Annotated in this window: 31 protein-coding genes; all 31 read right to left on the bottom strand. The window is 54.2% G+C overall.

Features of this window, described 5'->3' with window-relative positions; all coding sequences use genetic code 11:
* Positions 1-40: 40 nt before the first annotated feature.
* The 31 genes from KGB27_RS18050 to rpsL all read right to left on the bottom strand — a co-directional run bounded on the left by KGB27_RS18050 (position 41) and on the right by rpsL (position 17794).
* On the bottom strand, positions 41-1042 hold the full coding sequence (locus KGB27_RS18050; RefSeq protein WP_003186012.1) for a DNA-directed RNA polymerase subunit alpha: 1002 nt from the start codon (positions 1040-1042) through the stop codon (positions 41-43).
* A 22-nt stretch (positions 1043-1064) separates the two neighbouring features.
* A complete protein-coding gene (rpsD, locus tag KGB27_RS18045; protein WP_003210056.1) occupies positions 1065-1685 on the bottom strand; it encodes a 30S ribosomal protein S4 in 621 nt (206 codons plus the stop codon).
* 18 nt (positions 1686-1703) lie between these two features.
* Positions 1704-2093 (bottom strand): 30S ribosomal protein S11, encoded by a 390-nt coding sequence (rpsK, locus tag KGB27_RS18040; protein WP_002555466.1) that lies wholly within the window; start codon positions 2091-2093, stop codon positions 1704-1706.
* A gap of 30 nt (positions 2094-2123) precedes the next feature.
* Positions 2124-2480 carry a 30S ribosomal protein S13 gene (gene rpsM / locus KGB27_RS18035; RefSeq protein ID WP_003186020.1) on the bottom strand — a complete coding sequence of 119 codons (357 nt, stop codon included), beginning with the start codon at positions 2478-2480 and terminating at the stop codon, positions 2124-2126.
* A gap of 130 nt (positions 2481-2610) precedes the next feature.
* Positions 2611-2727 (bottom strand): 50S ribosomal protein L36, encoded by a 117-nt coding sequence (rpmJ, locus tag KGB27_RS18030; protein WP_002555468.1) that lies wholly within the window; start codon positions 2725-2727, stop codon positions 2611-2613.
* A 27-nt stretch (positions 2728-2754) separates the two neighbouring features.
* Positions 2755-4083 (bottom strand): preprotein translocase subunit SecY, encoded by a 1329-nt coding sequence (gene secY, locus KGB27_RS18025; RefSeq protein ID WP_003228718.1) that lies wholly within the window; start codon positions 4081-4083, stop codon positions 2755-2757.
* On the bottom strand, positions 4084-4521 hold the full coding sequence (gene rplO, locus KGB27_RS18020; protein ID WP_007896782.1) for a 50S ribosomal protein L15: 438 nt from the start codon (positions 4519-4521) through the stop codon (positions 4084-4086).
* Positions 4522-4524: 3 nt separating this feature from the next.
* Positions 4525-4701, bottom strand: coding sequence for a 50S ribosomal protein L30 (gene rpmD / locus KGB27_RS18015; protein ID WP_003186033.1), 177 nt, complete (start codon positions 4699-4701; stop codon positions 4525-4527).
* Positions 4702-4703: 2 nt separating this feature from the next.
* Entirely contained in the window at positions 4704-5204 is a 501-nt protein-coding gene (rpsE, locus tag KGB27_RS18010) for a 30S ribosomal protein S5 (RefSeq protein WP_007943782.1), read from the bottom strand.
* 3 nt (positions 5205-5207) lie between these two features.
* Positions 5208-5558, bottom strand: coding sequence for a 50S ribosomal protein L18 (rplR, locus tag KGB27_RS18005; RefSeq protein ID WP_003186037.1), 351 nt, complete (start codon positions 5556-5558; stop codon positions 5208-5210).
* Positions 5559-5568: 10 nt separating this feature from the next.
* Positions 5569-6102 (bottom strand): 50S ribosomal protein L6, encoded by a 534-nt coding sequence (gene rplF, locus KGB27_RS18000; protein ID WP_003176412.1) that lies wholly within the window; start codon positions 6100-6102, stop codon positions 5569-5571.
* A 12-nt stretch (positions 6103-6114) separates the two neighbouring features.
* Positions 6115-6507 (bottom strand): 30S ribosomal protein S8, encoded by a 393-nt coding sequence (rpsH, locus tag KGB27_RS17995; protein WP_003186040.1) that lies wholly within the window; start codon positions 6505-6507, stop codon positions 6115-6117.
* A 210-nt stretch (positions 6508-6717) separates the two neighbouring features.
* Entirely contained in the window at positions 6718-7023 is a 306-nt protein-coding gene (gene rpsN, locus KGB27_RS17990; protein WP_003176414.1) for a 30S ribosomal protein S14, read from the bottom strand.
* A 13-nt stretch (positions 7024-7036) separates the two neighbouring features.
* Positions 7037-7576: a 50S ribosomal protein L5 gene (rplE, locus tag KGB27_RS17985; protein ID WP_003176415.1), complete on the bottom strand. Its 540-nt coding sequence runs from the start codon at positions 7574-7576 to the stop codon at positions 7037-7039.
* Positions 7577-7598: 22 nt separating this feature from the next.
* The gene (gene rplX, locus KGB27_RS17980; protein ID WP_003176416.1) at positions 7599-7913 is read right to left on the bottom strand and encodes a 50S ribosomal protein L24; all 315 of its coding nucleotides are present in this window, start codon (positions 7911-7913) and stop codon (positions 7599-7601) included.
* Between the two features lie 11 nt (positions 7914-7924).
* A complete protein-coding gene (gene rplN / locus KGB27_RS17975; protein WP_002555479.1) occupies positions 7925-8293 on the bottom strand; it encodes a 50S ribosomal protein L14 in 369 nt (122 codons plus the stop codon).
* 23 nt (positions 8294-8316) lie between these two features.
* Positions 8317-8583, bottom strand: a complete 267-nt coding sequence (gene rpsQ / locus KGB27_RS17970; protein ID WP_003176419.1) for a 30S ribosomal protein S17 — start codon at positions 8581-8583, stop codon at positions 8317-8319.
* Between the two features lie 2 nt (positions 8584-8585).
* Positions 8586-8777 carry a 50S ribosomal protein L29 gene (rpmC, locus tag KGB27_RS17965; RefSeq protein WP_008030901.1) on the bottom strand — a complete coding sequence of 64 codons (192 nt, stop codon included), beginning with the start codon at positions 8775-8777 and terminating at the stop codon, positions 8586-8588.
* Positions 8777-9190 (bottom strand): 50S ribosomal protein L16, encoded by a 414-nt coding sequence (gene rplP / locus KGB27_RS17960; protein ID WP_008030899.1) that lies wholly within the window; start codon positions 9188-9190, stop codon positions 8777-8779. The genes rpmC and rplP overlap by 1 nt, the downstream gene beginning before the upstream one ends.
* Before the next feature lie 12 nt (positions 9191-9202).
* Positions 9203-9889 carry a 30S ribosomal protein S3 gene (rpsC, locus tag KGB27_RS17955; protein ID WP_003176422.1) on the bottom strand — a complete coding sequence of 229 codons (687 nt, stop codon included), beginning with the start codon at positions 9887-9889 and terminating at the stop codon, positions 9203-9205.
* Between the two features lie 13 nt (positions 9890-9902).
* The gene (gene rplV / locus KGB27_RS17950; protein ID WP_003103908.1) at positions 9903-10235 is read right to left on the bottom strand and encodes a 50S ribosomal protein L22; all 333 of its coding nucleotides are present in this window, start codon (positions 10233-10235) and stop codon (positions 9903-9905) included.
* An 11-nt stretch (positions 10236-10246) separates the two neighbouring features.
* Positions 10247-10522 (bottom strand): 30S ribosomal protein S19, encoded by a 276-nt coding sequence (gene rpsS / locus KGB27_RS17945; RefSeq protein WP_002555486.1) that lies wholly within the window; start codon positions 10520-10522, stop codon positions 10247-10249.
* A gap of 16 nt (positions 10523-10538) precedes the next feature.
* The gene (gene rplB, locus KGB27_RS17940; RefSeq protein ID WP_008030897.1) at positions 10539-11363 is read right to left on the bottom strand and encodes a 50S ribosomal protein L2; all 825 of its coding nucleotides are present in this window, start codon (positions 11361-11363) and stop codon (positions 10539-10541) included.
* 14 nt (positions 11364-11377) lie between these two features.
* Positions 11378-11677, bottom strand: a complete 300-nt coding sequence (rplW, locus tag KGB27_RS17935) for a 50S ribosomal protein L23 (protein WP_002555488.1) — start codon at positions 11675-11677, stop codon at positions 11378-11380.
* Positions 11674-12276: a 50S ribosomal protein L4 gene (gene rplD / locus KGB27_RS17930; RefSeq protein ID WP_003228735.1), complete on the bottom strand. Its 603-nt coding sequence runs from the start codon at positions 12274-12276 to the stop codon at positions 11674-11676. Before rplD ends, rplW begins: the two co-directional genes overlap by 4 nt.
* 12 nt (positions 12277-12288) lie before the next feature.
* A complete protein-coding gene (gene rplC, locus KGB27_RS17925; RefSeq protein ID WP_003186059.1) occupies positions 12289-12924 on the bottom strand; it encodes a 50S ribosomal protein L3 in 636 nt (211 codons plus the stop codon).
* An 80-nt stretch (positions 12925-13004) separates the two neighbouring features.
* Complete coding sequence (gene rpsJ / locus KGB27_RS17920; protein WP_003186070.1) at positions 13005-13316, bottom strand: 30S ribosomal protein S10; 312 nt, start codon at positions 13314-13316, stop codon at positions 13005-13007.
* 156 nt (positions 13317-13472) lie between these two features.
* Positions 13473-14666, bottom strand: a complete 1194-nt coding sequence (gene tuf / locus KGB27_RS17915) for an elongation factor Tu (protein WP_008030895.1) — start codon at positions 14664-14666, stop codon at positions 13473-13475.
* Between the two features lie 30 nt (positions 14667-14696).
* Positions 14697-16802 (bottom strand): elongation factor G, encoded by a 2106-nt coding sequence (gene fusA / locus KGB27_RS17910; RefSeq protein ID WP_008030893.1) that lies wholly within the window; start codon positions 16800-16802, stop codon positions 14697-14699.
* A 30-nt stretch (positions 16803-16832) separates the two neighbouring features.
* The gene (rpsG, locus tag KGB27_RS17905; protein ID WP_002555493.1) at positions 16833-17303 is read right to left on the bottom strand and encodes a 30S ribosomal protein S7; all 471 of its coding nucleotides are present in this window, start codon (positions 17301-17303) and stop codon (positions 16833-16835) included.
* Between the two features lie 119 nt (positions 17304-17422).
* The gene (rpsL, locus tag KGB27_RS17900) at positions 17423-17794 is read right to left on the bottom strand and encodes a 30S ribosomal protein S12 (protein ID WP_002555494.1); all 372 of its coding nucleotides are present in this window, start codon (positions 17792-17794) and stop codon (positions 17423-17425) included.
* Between the last annotated feature and the right edge of the window lie 20 nt (positions 17795-17814).

The raw sequence follows: 17814 nt of genomic DNA, 5'->3' as shown, positions 1-17814 counted from the left end.
TTCATTCCTTACCAAACACGACGTTCGGTGATTACGACGATCAGGCAGTCGCCTTGTCGTCCTTCTTAAGACTTGCAGGCGGCCAGTTGTCGAGGCGCATGCCGAGGGACAGACCGCGGGAGGCCAGAACGTCCTTGATTTCAGTCAAGGATTTCTTGCCAAGGTTCGGAGTCTTCAACAGCTCTACTTCGGTACGCTGAATCAGGTCACCGATGTAGTAGATGTTTTCCGCCTTAAGGCAGTTAGCCGAACGTACAGTCAGTTCCAGATCGTCAACCGGGCGAAGCAGGATCGGATCGATCTCGTCTTCCTGCTCGACAACCACTGGCTCACTGTCACCTTTGAGGTCGACGAACGCAGCCAACTGCTGTTGCAGAATGGTTGCAGCGCGACGGATAGCCTCTTCAGGATCCAGAGTACCGTTGGTTTCCAGATCAATAACCAGCTTGTCCAGGTTAGTACGCTGTTCGACACGGGCGTTTTCCACCACGTATGCGATACGGCGAACCGGGCTGAACGAAGAGTCAAGCTGCAAGCGACCGATGCTGCGGCTTTCGTCTTCATCGCTCTGACGCGAGTCTGCCGGTTCATAACCACGACCACGAGCTACGGTGAGCTTCATGTTCAGGGCGCCGTTAGACGCCAGGTTAGCGATTACGTGATCGGGGTTAACGATCTCGACATCATGATCCAGCTGAATATCGGCAGCGGTAACCACCCCCGAACCCTTCTTCGACAAGGTCAGCGTAACTTCGTCACGACCGTGCAGCTTGATAGCCAGACCTTTAAGGTTCAACAGGATTTCAATTACGTCTTCCTGTACGCCTTCGATTGCGCTGTACTCATGGAGTACACCGTCAATCTCGGCCTCGACTACTGCACAGCCGGGCATTGAGGACAACAGGATGCGGCGCAGCGCGTTGCCCAGGGTGTGGCCGAAACCACGCTCGAGAGGCTCGAGAGTGATCTTGGCGCGGGTTGGACTGACAACCTGCACATCAATATGGCGGGGTGTCAGGAACTCATTTACCGAAATCTGCATGGATGCACCTATTTTCTAGCCCTTACTTGGAGTAGAGCTCGACAATCAGGCTTTCGTTGATGTCGGCGGACAGATCACTGCGAGCTGGAACGTTCTTGAAAACGCCCGACTTCTTCTCAGTGTCTACTTCTACCCATTCTACGCGGCCACGTTGGGCACACAGATCGAGAGCTTGGACAATGCGAAGTTGGTTCTTTGCTTTCTCGCGAATCGCGACCACGTCACCAGCACGAACCTGGTAAGACGGTACGTTTACGGTCTGGCCGTTAACGCTGACGGATTTGTGCGATACCAGCTGACGGGATTCGGCACGAGTAGAGCCAAAACCCATACGGTATACAACGTTGTCCAGACGGCATTCGAGCAGTTGCAGCAGGTTTTCACCGGTTGCACCTTTCTTGCCAGCAGCTTCTTTGTAGTAGCCGCTGAATTGACGCTCGAGAACGCCGTAGATACGACGGACCTTCTGCTTTTCACGCAGTTGGGTGCCGTAATCGGACTGGCGACCGCGGCGTTGGCCGTGGATACCAGGTGCTGCTTCAATGTTGCACTTCGATTCGATCGCGCGCACGCCGCTCTTCAGAAAGAGATCGGTGCCTTCGCGACGAGCGAGTTTGCATTTTGGACCAATGTAACGAGCCATTCTTTACAATCTCCTGGATTACACGCGGCGCTTCTTCGGCGGACGGCACCCGTTGTGCGGGATTGGCGTCACGTCGGTGATGCTGGCGATCTTGTAGCCACAGCCGTTCAAAGCGCGGACTGCAGATTCACGACCTGGGCCTGGACCTTTGACGTTAACGTCGAGGTTTTTCAGACCGTATTCCAGCGCAGCTTGGCCAGCACGTTCAGCAGCTACTTGAGCAGCAAACGGGGTGGACTTGCGGGAACCGCGGAAACCCGAACCACCGGAGGTAGCCCAGGAAAGAGCGTTGCCTTGACGGTCGGTGATGGTCACGATTGTGTTGTTAAAAGAAGCATGGATGTGGGCGATGCCATCAACCACTGTCTTTTTAACTTTTTTACGAGGACGAGCAGCAGGTTTAGCCATGATTAATTTCCTGTCGATTCGCTGGGGCGATTACTTGCGGATCGGCTTACGCGGACCTTTACGGGTACGCGCGTTAGTCTTGGTACGCTGACCGCGTACTGGAAGACCACGACGATGACGCAGACCGCGATAGCAACCGAGGTCCATCAAACGCTTGATTTTCATGTTGATTTCGCGACGCAGGTCACCTTCAGTGGTGAACTTCGCCACTTCGCCACGCAGCTGTTCAATCTGCTCGTCGCTCAGATCCTTGATCTTTGCGGCTGGGTTTACCCCAGTCACTGCACAGATCTTCTGTGCAGTAGTGCGACCAACACCATAGATGTAGGTCAGCGAGATAACAGTATGCTTGTTATCTGGAATGTTAACGCCTGCAATACGGGCCATTCAGTGGGACTCCAATTGACAGCTACCTACGCCCCGGAAGCCAAGAAATAGGGCGCGAGATAATATCGCTGTAATAACAAATAATCAACCCGGTAGCGCACTAGCTACCGGGCTTGAAGCACAATCACACTCAGCCTTGGCGCTGTTTGTGACGCGGTTCCGCGCTGCAAATTACTCGAACAACACCTTCGCGGCGAATAATCTTGCAGTTACGGCACAGCTTTTTCACCGATGCACGAACTTTCATCACCAACTCCTCGAACCTTATGGGTACTCAGCGCAACATGCCGCTGCCGTAACCCTTCAGGTTGGCTTTCTTCATCAGGGATTCGTACTGGTGCGAAACGAGGTGCGATTGTACTTGGGACATGAAGTCCATCACAACCACGACGACGATCAGCAACGAGGTCCCGCCAAGGTAGAACGGTACGTTTGCCGCAACCACCAGGAACTGGGGAAGCAGACACACGGCCGTCATGTAAAGAGCACCGAACATGGTCAAGCGAGTCAGAACGCCATCAATGTAGCGCGCAGACTGCTCACCTGGACGGATGCCCGGAATAAAGGCACCGGACTTCTTCAGGTTTTCCGCTACGTCTTTCGGATTGAACATCAACGCCGTATAGAAGAAGCAGAAGAAAATAATCCCTGCACTAAACAGCAGAATATTCAACGGCTGACCAGGAGCGATCGACTGCGAGATGTCCTGCAACCAGCCCATACCTTCAGACTGACCGAACCAGGCACCCAACGAAGCCGGGAACAGCAAAATGCTGCTCGCGAAAATGGCCGGAATAACACCGGCCATGTTCACCTTCAGCGGCAAGTGGCTAGTCTGCGCAGCGAAGACCTTACGGCCCTGCTGACGCTTGGCGTAGTGAACAGCAATACGACGCTGACCACGCTCAATGAACACCACGAAACCGATAATCGCTACTGCCAGCAAACCGATGGCAACCAGGGCGAAGATGTTGATATCACCCTGACGTGCAGACTCGAAAGACTGCCCGATCGCTCTCGGAAGACCGGCGACGATACCCGAAAAAATCAACATCGAGATACCGTTGCCAACACCACGCTCAGTAATCTGCTCACCCAGCCACATCATGAACATCGCACCAGCCACAAATGTGGATACCGCGACGAAATGGAAGCCAAAGTCACCAGTGAACGCAACGCCCTGCCCTGCCAGACCAATGGACATGCCAATTGCCTGAACAAGAGCGAGGACGACAGTGCCGTAGCGGGTGTACTGGCTGATCTTGCGACGGCCAGCTTCACCTTCCTTCTTCAACTGCTCCAGCTGCGGGCTGACGGCGGTCATCAGCTGCATGATGATCGATGCCGAAATGTACGGCATGATCCCCAATGCAAAGATGCTCATCCGTTCCAGCGCGCCGCCGGAAAACATGTTGAACAAGCTAAGAATGGTCCCCTCATTCTGTCGAAACAGGTCCGCGAGTCGGTCCGGGTTGATACCTGGAACCGGGATGTGTGCGCCTATTCGGTAGACGATAATCGCCAGGAACAGAAAACGCAGACGAGCCCAGAGTTCAGACATACCGCCTTTGCCGAGCGCAGAGAGAGCACCTTGCTTAGCCATTTATTCCTCGAACTTGCCGCCAGCTGCTTCGATAGCCGCACGCGCACCTTTGGTGGCGCCGATTCCCTTTCCGATGGTAACAGCGCGAGTCACTTCACCGGACAGCATGATTTTCACACGCTGTACGTTGACGTTGATCACGTTGGCATCTTTCAAGGACTGCACGGTGACGATGTCGCCTTCCACTTTAGCCAGCTCGGACAAACGCACTTCTGCGCGATCCATGGCTTTCAGGGAAACGAAACCGAACTTCGGCAGGCGACGATGCAGCGGCTGTTGACCGCCTTCAAAGCCTGGAGCAATGGTGCCACCGGAGCGGGAGGACTGACCTTTGTGGCCACGGCCACCGGTCTTACCCAAACCACTACCGATACCACGGCCCGGACGATGCTTTTCGCGACGGGAACCCGGCGCTGGACTCAGATCATTGAGTTTCATCGATTAACCCTCGACACGCAGCATGTAGTAAGCCTTGTTGATCATCCCGCGATTCTCGGGAGTATCAAGTACTTCTACAGTGTGACCGATGCGACGCAGACCCAGACCCTTAACGCACAGTTTGTGGTTAGGGATGCGGCCGGTCATGCTTTTGATCAGCGTAACTTTAACGGTAGCCATGATCAGAAGATCTCCTTGACGCTTTTGCCACGCTTGGCGGCAATGGATTCAGGAGACTGCATAGCTTTCAAACCTTTGAAAGTGGCGTGAACCACGTTTACCGGGTTAGTCGAGCCGTAGCACTTGGCCAGAACGTTCTGAACGCCAGCAACTTCGAGGACAGCACGCATAGCGCCGCCAGCGATGATACCGGTACCTTCAGAAGCAGGCTGCATGTACACCTTCGAAGCGCCGTGACCGGACTTCATTGCGTACTGCAGAGTGGTGCCGTTCAGGTCAACTTGGATCATGTTGCGGCGAGCAGCTTCCATTGCCTTCTGGATCGCAGCAGGCACTTCACGTGACTTGCCACGGCCGAAGCCAACACGCCCTTTACCATCACCAACCACGGTCAACGCGGTGAAAGTGAAGATACGGCCGCCTTTAACGGTTTTGGCTACGCGGTTAACTTGAACCAGCTTCTCGATGTAGCCTTCGTCGCGCTTTTGGTCGTTATTTGACATAACTTAGAACTCCAGCCCAGCTTCACGAGCAGCATCAGCCAGCGCCTTGACGCGGCCGTGGTACTTGAAGCCAGAGCGGTCGAAAGCCACCTGCGAGACGCCAGCGGCTTTAGCACGCGTAGCGACCAGCTGGCCAACCTTAGTGGCCGCGTCGATGTTGCCAGTGGCGCCATCACGCAGTTCTTTATCCAAAGTCGAGGCAGATGCCAGGACTTTGTTGCCGTCGGCCGAAATGACCTGGGCGTAGATGTGCTGCGACGAGCGGAACACGCAGAGACGCACGACTTCGAGTTCGTGCATTTTCAGGCGTGCTTTGCGAGCGCGACGCAGTCGAGTAACTTTTTTGTCGGTCATTTGCTATGCCCTACTTCTTCTTGGCTTCTTTACGACGGACGACTTCGTCCGCGTAGCGCACACCTTTGCCTTTGTACGGCTCTGGTGGACGGAAGTCGCGGATCTCGGCGGCCACTTGACCTACCAGCTGCTTATCGATGCCCTTGATCAGGATATCGGTCTGGCTAGGAGTCTCAGCGGTGATGCCTTCCGGCAGTTCATAATCCACTGGGTGCGAGAAGCCAAGAGCCAGGTTCAGCACTGTGCCTTTTGCTTGCGCTTTGTAACCAACACCGACCAGCTGGAGCTTACGCTCGAAGCCTTGGCTTACGCCTTGGACCATGTTGTTTACCAACGCACGAGTGGTACCAGCCATTGCGCGAGTTTGTTGATCGCCATTGCGAGCAGCGAAACGCAGCTCACCAGCTTCTTCAACGATCTCAACGGACGAATGGATGTTCAGTTCGAGAGTGCCCTTGGCACCCTTCACCGAAAGCTGTTGGCCTGCGAATTTGACTTCGACGCCGGCTGGCAGCTTAACGGGGTTCTTAGCGACGCGTGACATGCTTATCCCCCCTTAGAACACAGTGCAAAGAACTTCGCCGCCGACACCGGCAGCGCGCGCAGCACGATCCGTCATCACACCTTTGTTGGTGGAGACGATAGACACACCGAGACCGCCACGAACTTTTGGCAGATCATCGACGGACTTGTACTGACGCAGGCCTGGACGGCTAACGCGCTTCACTTCCTCGATGACCGGACGGCCTTCGAAGTACTTCAGCTCGATGGACAGCAGTGGCTTGATTTCGCTGCTGATCTGATAACCCGCAATGTAACCTTCGTCCTTCAGGACTTTGGCAACAGCTACCTTCAAAGTAGAAGATGGCATGCTTACGACGGACTTTTCAGCCATCTGGGCATTACGGATTCGAGTTAGCATGTCCGCTAACGGGTCCTGCATACTCATGGGCTAGACGCTCCTAATACACAAAAAATTAGCCTTGCGGCTACTACGTGTCGCCGAGGACATCCATGCAAAAAAAGCACGGGCTCAGGCGAGCCGGGTATTCTAGACACACCCCACAAATGAATCAAGCCCCAAAAGGGGCTTGATTCAAGTTCAAGGTCACCGGCGGTCAGGATCTTGCGATCCCGAACACCGAGACTTTGATAGTGCTTACCAGCTGGCTTTAACCAGACCAGGTACGTCACCACGCATTGCAGCTTCACGCAGTTTGTTACGGCCGAGGCCGAACTTGCGGTAAACGCCGTGTGGACGACCGGTCAGGCGGCAGCGGTTACGCATGCGCGAAGCGCTTGCGTCACGTGGCTGCTTTTGCAGAGCTACTGTAGCTTCCCAACGCGCTTCTGGACTTGCGTTCAGATCAACGATGATAGCTTTCAGTGCTGCACGCTTTTTGGCGTACTTGGCAACCGTGAGCTGACGCTTCAGCTCGCGGTTTTTCATGCTCATCTTGGCCATTTTCCTACTCCAATCAGTTGCGGAACGGGAATTTGAAAGCACGCAACAGGGCGCGACCTTCATCATCGTTCTTGGCAGTGGTGGTCAGGGTAATGTCCAGACCGCGGAGAGCATCGATCTTGTCGTAGTCGATTTCCGGGAAGATGATCTGCTCTTTAACGCCCATGCTGTAGTTACCACGACCATCGAAGGACTTGGCATTCAGGCCGCGGAAGTCGCGAACCCGAGGCAGGGAGATCGACAGCAGACGATCCAGGAACTCGTACATACGCTCACGGCGCAGGGTCACTTTGACGCCGATCGGCCAACCTTCACGGACTTTAAAGCCAGCGATGGATTTCCGAGCGTAAGTCACAACGACTTTCTGGCCGGTGATCTTTTCCAGGTCAGCAACAGCGTGCTCGATGACTTTTTTGTCACCGACTGCTTCGCCCAGACCCATGTTCAGGGTGATTTTGGTAACGCGTGGAACTTCCATCACGTTCGAAAGCTTAAGTTCTTCCTTAAGCTTCGGTGCGATTTCTTTCCAGTAAATCTCTTTTAGTCGTGCCATGGTCTCATCTACCTAGCAGTGTTCAAGCATCAACCGCTTTTTGGGTCGACTTGAAGACACGAATTTTCTTGCCGTCTTCTACTTTGAAACCAACGCGATCAGCCTTGTTGGTTTCGCCGTTGAAAATGGCTACGTTAGAAGCGTCCAGTGGAGCTTCTTTCTCGACGATACCGCCTTGTACGCCCGACATCGGGTTAGGCTTGGTATGACGCTTGACCAGGTTCAGACCACCGATAACCAGACGGTTATTAGCGAGAACCTTAAGCACCTTACCGCGCTTACCTTTGTCTTTGCCGGCGATCACGATGATCTCGTCGTCACGACGAATCTTTTGCATGTCGGATCTCCTTACAGCACTTCTGGGGCGAGCGAGACGATCTTCATGAACTTCTCAGTACGAAGTTCACGGGTCACTGGCCCAAAGATACGGGTGCCGATCGGCTCTTGCTTGTTGTTCAGAAGAACAGCAGCGTTGCCATCAAAGCGGATAATGGAGCCATCAGCACGACGAACGCCGTGACGAGTGCGGACTACAACAGCAGTCATCACTTGGCCTTTTTTCACTTTACCGCGAGGAATTGCTTCCTTCACGGTAACTTTGATGATGTCACCGATACCAGCGTAACGACGATGGGAGCCACCCAGCACCTTGATGCACATAACGCGGCGAGCGCCGCTGTTATCGGCCACATCGAGCATGGATTGAGTCTGAATCATATAATTTCTCCGACCCCTAGTCCTTAGACTTCCACAGCGCGTTCGAGAACATCAACCAGCGCCCAAGACTTGGTCTTGGCCAAAGGACGAGTTTCACGAATAGTGACTTTGTCGCCGATGTGGCACTGATTGGTTTCGTCGTGCGCGTGCAGCTTAGTCGAACGCTTAACGTATTTACCGTAGATCGGGTGCTTAACGCGACGCTCGATCAGAACGGTGATGGTCTTGTCCATTTTGTCGCTGACAACACGGCCAGTCAGCGTACGGACGGTTTTTTCGGCTTCAGCCATGATTACTTACCTGCCTGCTGTTTGAGCACAGTCTTCACGCGAGCGATGTCACGCTTAACTTGCCGGAGCAGGTGAGACTGCCCCAACTGGCCAGTTGCTTTCTGCATGCGCAGATTGAACTGGTCGCGCAGCAGGCCGAGCAGTTGCTCGTTAAGCTGCGGCGCGTCTTTTTCACGAAGTTCGTTCGCTTTCATCACATCACCGTCCGTTTAACGAAGGCAGTGGCGAGCGGCAGCTTTGCAGCAGCCAGGGCAAATGCCTCACGCGCCAGCTCTTCAGAAACACCCTCGATTTCATACAGGACTTTGCCTGGCTGAATCTGGGCAACCCAGTATTCCACGCTACCTTTACCTTTACCCATCCGAACTTCGAGTGGCTTCTTGGAAATAGGCTTGTCCGGGAATACACGGATCCAGATCTTGCCGCCACGTTTAACGTGACGGGTCAGTGCACGACGCGCTGACTCGATCTGACGAGCGGTGAGACGACCACGAGCTACAGACTTCAGCGCGAACTCGCCGAAGCTGACTTTGCTACCGCGCAATGCCAGGCCACGGTTGTGACCAGTCATCTGCTTGCGGAACTTCGTACGCTTTGGTTGCAACATTTGGCGTACCCCTTACTTAGCAGCTTTTTTACGAGGCGCTGGTGCTTGTGGTTTCAGTTCTTCTTGGCGACCACCAATTACTTCGCCTTTGAAGATCCAAACCTTTACACCGATCACACCGTAAGTGGTGTGAGCTTCGTAGTTGGCATAGTCGATGTCGGCACGCAGGGTGTGCAGTGGCACACGACCTTCGCGATACCATTCAGTACGTGCGATTTCAGCACCGCCGAGACGACCGCTCACTTGGATTTTGATGCCTTTGGCACCAATGCGCATGGCGTTCTGTACAGCGCGCTTCATAGCGCGACGGAACATTACGCGACGCTCCAGCTGCTGAGCTACGCTCTGCGCAACCAACATACCGTCGAGTTCCGGCTTGCGGATTTCTTCGATATTGATGTGCACAGGCACACCCATTTGCTTGGTCAGGTCCTGACGCAGTTTCTCAACATCTTCACCTTTCTTCCCGATAACGATACCTGGACGAGCGGTGTGGATGGTGATACGTGCAGTTTGGGCCGGACGATGGATATCGATACGGCTTACGGACGCGCTTTTTAGTTTGTCTTGGAGATACTCACGCACCTTCAGATCAGCGAACAAATAGTCCGCATAAGTCCGACCGTCTGCGTACCAGACGGAGGTGTGCTCCTTGACGATTCCCAGGCGAATGCCAATGGGATGTACTTTCTGACCCATCTCTTCGACTCCGTTACTTGTCAGCAACCTTGACAGTGATATGGCAAGACCGCTTGACGATGCGATCAGCACGGCCTTTGGCACGTGGCATGATTCGCTTCAGCGAACGCCCTTCGTTGACGAAAACGGTGCTGACTTTAAGGTCATCAACGTCTGCGCCTTCGTTATGCTCGGCGTTGGCTACGGCCGACTCCAGCACTTTCTTCATGATCTCGGCGGCTTTCTTACTGCTGAAAGCCAACAAGTTGAGCGCTTCGCCCACCTTCTTCCCGCGGATCTGGTCGGCGACCAAGCGGGCTTTCTGGGCGGAGATTCGAGCGCCCGACAACTTAGCGGCTACTTCCATTTCCTAACCCCTTAACGCTTGGCTTTCTTGTCAGCCACGTGCCCACGATAAGTGCGGGTACCGGCGAACTCGCCCAGTTTGTGGCCGACCATGTCTTCGTTCACGAGAACTGGCACATGTTGACGACCGTTGTGTACTGCGATGGTCAGACCGACCATTTGTGGCAGGATCATCGAACGGCGCGACCAGGTTTTAACTGGTTTGCGATCGTTCTTTTCCGCCGCCACTTCGATCTTCTTCAGTAGGTGAAGATCGATAAAAGGACCTTTTTTCAGAGAACGTGGCACTGTCGTATCCCTCTATTTACTTGCGACGACGGACGATCATTTTGTCGGTACGCTTATTACCACGAGTCTTCGCGCCCTTAGTCGGGAAGCCCCATGGCGATACCGGATGACGACCACCAGAGGTACGACCTTCACCACCACCATGTGGGTGGTCAACCGGGTTCATGGCAACACCACGAACGGTTGGGCGAACGCCACGCCAGCGTTTGGCACCAGCTTTACCCAGCGAACGCAGGCTGTGCTCGGAGTTCGAGACTTCGCCCAGGGTCGCGCGGCATTCAGCCAGCACTTTACGCATCTCACCAGAACGCAGACGCAGGGTCACATAGACACCTTCACGAGCGATCAGCTGAGCCGAAGCACCAGCGGAACGAGCGATTTGCGCGCCTTTACCTGGCTTCAATTCGATGCCGTGTACGGTACTACCAACTGGAATGCTGCGCAGTTGCAACTGGTTGCCCGGCTTGATCGGAGCCAAAGCACCCGAAATCAGCTGGTCACCAGCGTTCACGCCTTTAGGGGCGATGATGTAACGGCGTTCGCCGTCTGCGTACAACATAAGAGCAATGTGAGCAGTACGGTTTGGATCGTATTCGATACGCTCGACAGTGGCTGGAATGCCATCTTTGTCGTTGCGACGGAAATCGACCAGACGATAATGCTGCTTATGGCCACCACCGATGTGACGAGTGGTAATACGACCATTGTTGTTACGACCACCAGACTTCGATTTCTTCTCGAGCAGCGGTGCGTGAGGAGCGCCTTTATGCAGCTCCTGGTTGACCACCTTGACCACATGACGGCGGCCAGGGGAAGTCGGTTTGCATTTAACGATTGCCATGATGCACCCCTTCCTTACTCAGCACTGCTGCTGAAATCGAGATCTTGGCCTGGCTGAAGGGAGATAACTGCCTTCTTCCAGTCATTACGCTTGCCCAGACCGCGAGCAGTACGCTTGCTCTTACCCAGAACATTCAGGGTAGTAACACGCTCTACTTTCACGCTGAACAGGCTTTCGACGGCCTTCTTGATTTCCAGCTTGGTTGCATCAGTAGCAACCTTGAAAACGAACTGACCTTTCTTGTCTGCCAGAACCGTAGCCTTCTCGGAAACGTGCGGGCCAAGCAGAACTTTAAATACGCGTTCCTGGTTCATCCCAGCAGCTCCTCGAATTTCTTCACGGCCGACACGGTGATCAACACCTTGTCGTATGCGATCAGACTAACTGGATCGGAACCTTGCACATCACGTACATCTACGTGCGGCAGGTTGCGAGCAGCCAGGTACAGGTTCTGATCAACAGCGTCCGACACGATCAGAACGTCGGTCAGGCTCATGTTGTTCAGCTTGCCCAGCAGGTCTTTGGTTTTCGGAGTTTCAACTGCGAAATCCTGAACCACGACCAGACGATCAGTACGCACCAGCTCAGCAAGGATGGAACGCATTGCTGCGCGATACATCTTCTTGTTCAGCTTCTGGGAGTGATCCTGAGGACGAGCTGCGAAAGTGGTACCGCCGCCACGCCAGATTGGGCTACGGATAGTACCGGCACGAGCACGGCCAGTACCTTTCTGACGCCATGGGCGCTTACCGCCACCACGAACGTCGGAACGGGTCTTTTGCTGCTTGCTACCTTGACGGCCGCCGGCCATGTAGGCCACGACTGCCTGGTGAACCAGCGTCTCGTTGAATTCGCCGCCAAATGTCAGTTCGGAAACTTCGATCGCTTGAGCGTCATTTACATTTAATTGCATGTCAGCTTCCCCTTAACCGCGAGCCTTGGCTGCTGGACGTACAACCAAGTTGCCGCCAGTAGCGCCAGGAACAGCGCCCTTGACCAACAACAGATTGCGTTCAGCGTCCACGCGCACTACTTCGAGGGACTGCACGGTCACGCGCTCAGCGCCCATATGACCGGACATTTTTTTGCCCTTGAATACACGACCAGGAGTCTGGCACTGGCCGATAGAGCCTGGAACGCGGTGGGACACGGAGTTACCGTGGGTATTATCTTGCCCGCGGAAGTTCCAACGCTTGATCGTACCCTGGAAGCCTTTACCTTTGGACTGACCGGTTACATCAACCAGTTGACCAGCGGCGAAGATTTCAGCGTTGATCAGATCGCCGGCCTGGTACTCGCCTTCTTCAAGACGGAATTCCATTACGGTACGACCAGCGGCAACGTTCGCTTTAGCGAAGTGGCCAGCCTGAGCAGCTGTAACACGCGAAGCACGACGCTCGCCTACAGTGACTTGCACTGCACGATAGCCATCGGTCTCTTCAGTTTTGAACTGGGTGACGCGATTCGGCTCGATCTCAATGACCGTGACCGGAATGGAGACACCTTCTTCGGTGAAAATACGGGTCATACCGCATTTACGACCGACTACACCAATAGTCATGTTGTAAACCTCATGAGTGTACGGGGCTTTCACCCGCTATGGCCGCCCATTTCAGAGCGTTACACGACTAAGACCGAGTCTTAGCCGAGGCTGATCTGCACTTCCACACCGGCCGCAAGATCAAGCTTCATAAGAGCATCAACGGTTTTATCCGTTGGCTGGACGATGTCCAGAACGCGCTTATGAGTACGGATCTCGTACTGGTCACGCGCGTCTTTGTTGACGTGCGGGGAGACCAGAACGGTGAACCGCTCTTTACGGGTAGGCAGTGGAATTGGACCACGCACTTGAGCACCAGTACGTTTCGCGGTTTCCACGATTTCCTGGGTGGATTGGTCGATCAGGCGATGGTCAAAAGCCTTCAACCTGATACGGATTTGCTGATTTTGCATTGGATTTCAGACTCCGGCTGCTATTCCCACCGGGCGCAATACGCCCGTTAAAAGGAGGCGCAATTCTATAGACGCCCCAGATAGGTGTCAACCCAATAAAAAAGCCCCCGCTAAGCGGGGGCTTTTTCAACTCATCAAAGCTTACTCAAAAAGAGCTTACTCGATGATTTTGGCTACGACGCCAGCGCCGACGGTACGACCGCCTTCACGGATAGCGAAACGCAGACCGTCTTCCATTGCGATGGTTTTGATCAGGGTAACAGTCATCTGAATGTTGTCACCTGGCATTACCATTTCAACGCCTTCTGGCAGCTCGCAGTTACCAGTCACGTCAGTAGTACGGAAGTAGAACTGTGGACGGTAGCCTTTGAAGAACGGAGTATGACGACCGCCTTCTTCCTTGCTCAGAACGTAAACTTCTGCGGTGAACTTGGTGTGCGGCTTAACCGAACCTGGCTTAACCAGAACCTGGCCACGCTCAACGTCGTCACGCTTGGTACCACGCAGCAGAACGCCGCAGTTCTCGCCAGCACGACCTTCGTCGAGCAGCTTGCGGAACATTTCAACACCGGTGCAGGTAGTGACGGTGGTGTCACGCAGACCAACGATTTCCAGTGGATCCTGAACGCGAACGATACCGCGCTCGATACGGCCAGTCACAACAGTACCACGACCCGAGATCGAGAATACGTCTTCGATTGGCATCAGGAACGGCTTGTCGGTCAGACGAACTGGCTCTGGGATGTAGCTGTCCAGAGTTTCAACCAGTTTACGAACGGCAGTGGTGCCCATTTCGTTTTCGTCGTTGCCTTCCAGAGCCATACGAGCAGAACCGATGATGATCGGAGTGTCGTCACCTGGGAAGTCGTAAGTGCTGAGCAGGTCGCGAACTTCCATCTCAACCAGTTCCAGCAGCTCTGCGTCGTCTACCAGGTCAGCCTTGTTCAGGAAAACCACGATGTACGGAACGCCTACCTGACGGGACAGCAGGATGTGCTCACGGGTTTGTGGCATCGGACCATCAGCGGCCGAGCAAACCAGGATAGCGCCGTCCATCTGAGCAGCACCGGTGATCATGTTCTTCACATAGTCAGCGTGACCTGGGCAGTCAACGTGAGCGTAGTGACGGATCAGCGAGTTGTATTCAACGTGCGCGGTGTTGATGGTGATACCACGAGCTTTCTCTTCTGGTGCGCTGTCGATCTTGTCGAAGTCAACACGAGCCGAACCGAAAACTTCGGAGCAGACGCGAGTCAGAGCAGCAGTCAGAGTGGTTTTACCGTGGTCAACGTGACCGATGGTGCCAACGTTGACGTGCGGAAGGGAACGATCAAATTTTTCTTTAGCCACGACAATTAACTCCTAGCCTAAAGGACTGAATCAGCCTTGTTTTTTGGTTACAGTTTCGACGATGTGCGACGGAGCTGTATTGTATTTTTTGAATTCCATAGAGTAGCTTGCGCGACCTTGGGACATGGAACGAACGTCGGTCGCATAACCGAACATCTCGCCCAACGGAACCTCGGCACGAATTACTTTACCGGAAACCGTATCTTCCATACCCAGGATCATGCCGCGACGACGGTTAAGGTCGCCCATCACGTCACCCATATAGTCTTCAGGTGTAACAACCTCTACAGCCATGATCGGCTCAAGCAACTCACCACCGCCCTTCTGGGCCAGTTGCTTGGTCGCCATGGAAGCAGCCACCTTAAACGCCATCTCGTTCGAGTCGACGTCATGGTAGGAACCATCAAACACGGTAGCCTTCAGGCCGATCAGCGGATAGCCGGCAACAACGCCGTTCTTCATCTGCTCTTCGATACCCTTCTGGATAGCCGGGATGTATTCCTTAGGAACCACACCACCCACTACTTCGTTCAGGAATTGCAGACCTTCCTGACCTTCGTCAGCAGGAGCAAAGCGAATCCAGCAATGACCGAACTGGCCACGACCGCCGGACTGACGAACGAACTTGCCTTCGATTTCGCAGCTCTTCGTGATGCGCTCACGGTACGAAACTTGAGGCTTACCGATGTTGGCTTCGACGTTGAACTCACGGCGCATCCGGTCAACCAGGATGTCCAGGTGCAACTCGCCCATGCCGGAGATGATCGTTTGACCAGTCTCTTCATCAGTCTTGACGCGGAAAGACGGGTCTTCCTGAGCAAGTTTGCCCAGAGCGATACCCATTTTTTCCTGGTCATCCTTGGTCTTAGGCTCTACGGCAACCGAAATAACCGGCTCCGGGAAGTCCATGCGAACCAGGATGATTGGCTTGTCAGCGTTGCACAAAGTCTCACCAGTGGTGACGTCCTTCATGCCGATCAAGGCCGCGATGTCACCAGCGCGAACTTCCTTGATCTCTTCGCGGGCGTTTGCGTGCATTTGCACCATACGACCCACACGCTCTTTCTTGCCTTTAACCGAGTTGATCACGCCGTCGCCGGAGGCCAACACGCCCGAGTAAACTCGAACAAAGGTCAAAGTACCCACGAATGGGTCGGTAGCGATCTTGAACGCCAGAGCCGAGAACGGCTCGCTGTCGTCTGCGTGACGCTCCATTTCCTTGGTCTCGTCATCCGGGTCAGTACCCTTGATGGCAGGAATGTCGGTAGGAGCAGGCAGGTAGTCGATAACGGCGTCGAGAACCAGGGGAACGCCCTTGTTCTTGAAGGAAGAACCGCAAACAGCCAGAACGATCTCGCCAGCAATAGTACGCTGACGCAGAGCGGCCTTGATTTCCGCGTTGGTGAGTTCTTCACCTTCGAGGTACTTGTTCATCAGCTCTTCGCTGGCTTCGGCCGCAGCTTCAATCATGTTGCTGCGCCACTCGTCAGCCAATTCCTGCAATTCAGCAGGGATAGGCTCGCGACGTGGAGTCATGCCTTTGTCAGCGTCATTCCAGTAAACAGCTTCCATGGACATCAGATCGATCTGACCCTGGAAGTTGTCTTCGGAACCGATAGCCAACTGGATTGGCACCGGAGTGTGACCCAGACGCTGCTTGATCTGACCGATCACGCGCAGGAAGTTTGCACCAGCACGGTCCATCTTGTTTACGTAAACAAGACGTGGAACGCCGTACTTGTTGGCCTGACGCCATACGGTTTCCGACTGAGGCTCAACACCCGAGGTACCGCAGAACACAACGACCGCGCCGTCGAGAACACGCAGGGAACGTTCAACTTCAATAGTGAAGTCAACGTGGCCCGGGGTGTCGATGACGTTGAAGCGATACTGATCTTTGTGCTGCTTCTCGGAACCCTGCCAGAAGGCGGTAATAGCAGCAGAAGTAATGGTAATACCACGCTCCTGCTCCTGCACCATCCAGTCTGTGGTCGCGGCGCCGTCATGCACCTCGCCCATTTTGTGACTTTTGCCAGTGTAAAAAAGGACGCGCTCGGTGGTGGTGGTTTTACCAGCATCCACGTGAGCAACGATACCAATGTTACGGTAGCGATTAATCGGTGTAGTACGAGCCATAAAGCCCTCGCAAAATTAGTGACGCTAAAATTAGAAGCGGTAGTGCGAGAAAGCCTTGTTGGCTTCAGCCATACGGTGCACGTCTTCACGCTTCTTAACTGCAGCACCTTTGCCTTCAGCAGCGTCCAACAGTTCGCCAGCCAAACGCAGAGCCATAGACTTCTCGCCGCGCTTACGGGCGAAGTCTACCAACCAGCGCATTGCCAGAGCGTTACGACGGGACGGACGAACTTCGACCGGAACCTGGTAAGTAGCACCGCCTACACGGCGCGACTTTACTTCGACCAGCGGAGCGATGGCGTCGAGAGCTTTCTCGAAGATTTCCAGGGGGTCGCTGTTCTTGCGTTCTTTAACCTTCTCCAGCGCGCCATAAACGATACGCTCGGCAACGGCTTTCTTGCCGCTTTCCATCACGTGGTTCATGAACTTGGCCAGGATTTGGCTTCCGTATTTTGGATCGTCAAGCACTTCGCGCTTGGCTGCTACGCGTCTTCTTGGCATGGATAAGCCCTCAAACGGTCTTCAGGTTCGCTCGGAATCAGTGCCCTTTCGGGACGCCTCCGACCTTACTCTTATCGACTCAGAAAAATAGATGATTCAGTTTTTACAAAAAGCCACTACTACTTAGGCTTCTTGGTACCGTACTTCGAACGACCTTGGTTACGACCTTTAACGCCGGAAGTATCCAAAGAGCCGCGAACGGTGTGGTAACGAACACCTGGCAAGTCTTTTACACGACCGCCGCGGATCAGTACCACGCTGTGCTCTTGCAGGTTGTGGCCTTCACCGCCGATGTACGAGGAAACCTCGAAACCGTTGGTCAGACGCACACGGCATACTTTACGCAGTGCCGAGTTAGGTTTTTTCGGCGTGGTGGTATACACACGGGTGCATACGCCACGACGTTGCGGGCAGTTCTGCAGCGCAGGCACGTCGGATTTCTCGACGATACGCTTACGCGGCTGACGTACCAGCTGGTTGATAGTTGCCATCTACTAGCTCCACTGTTGTC

This window comes from Pseudomonas sp. BF-R-01 (assembly GCF_019946615.1).
GTDB lineage: Bacteria > Pseudomonadota > Gammaproteobacteria > Pseudomonadales > Pseudomonadaceae > Aquipseudomonas > Aquipseudomonas migulae.
Note: the sequence above shows the minus strand (reverse complement) of the source record. Positions and strands in the feature narration are given on the sequence as shown.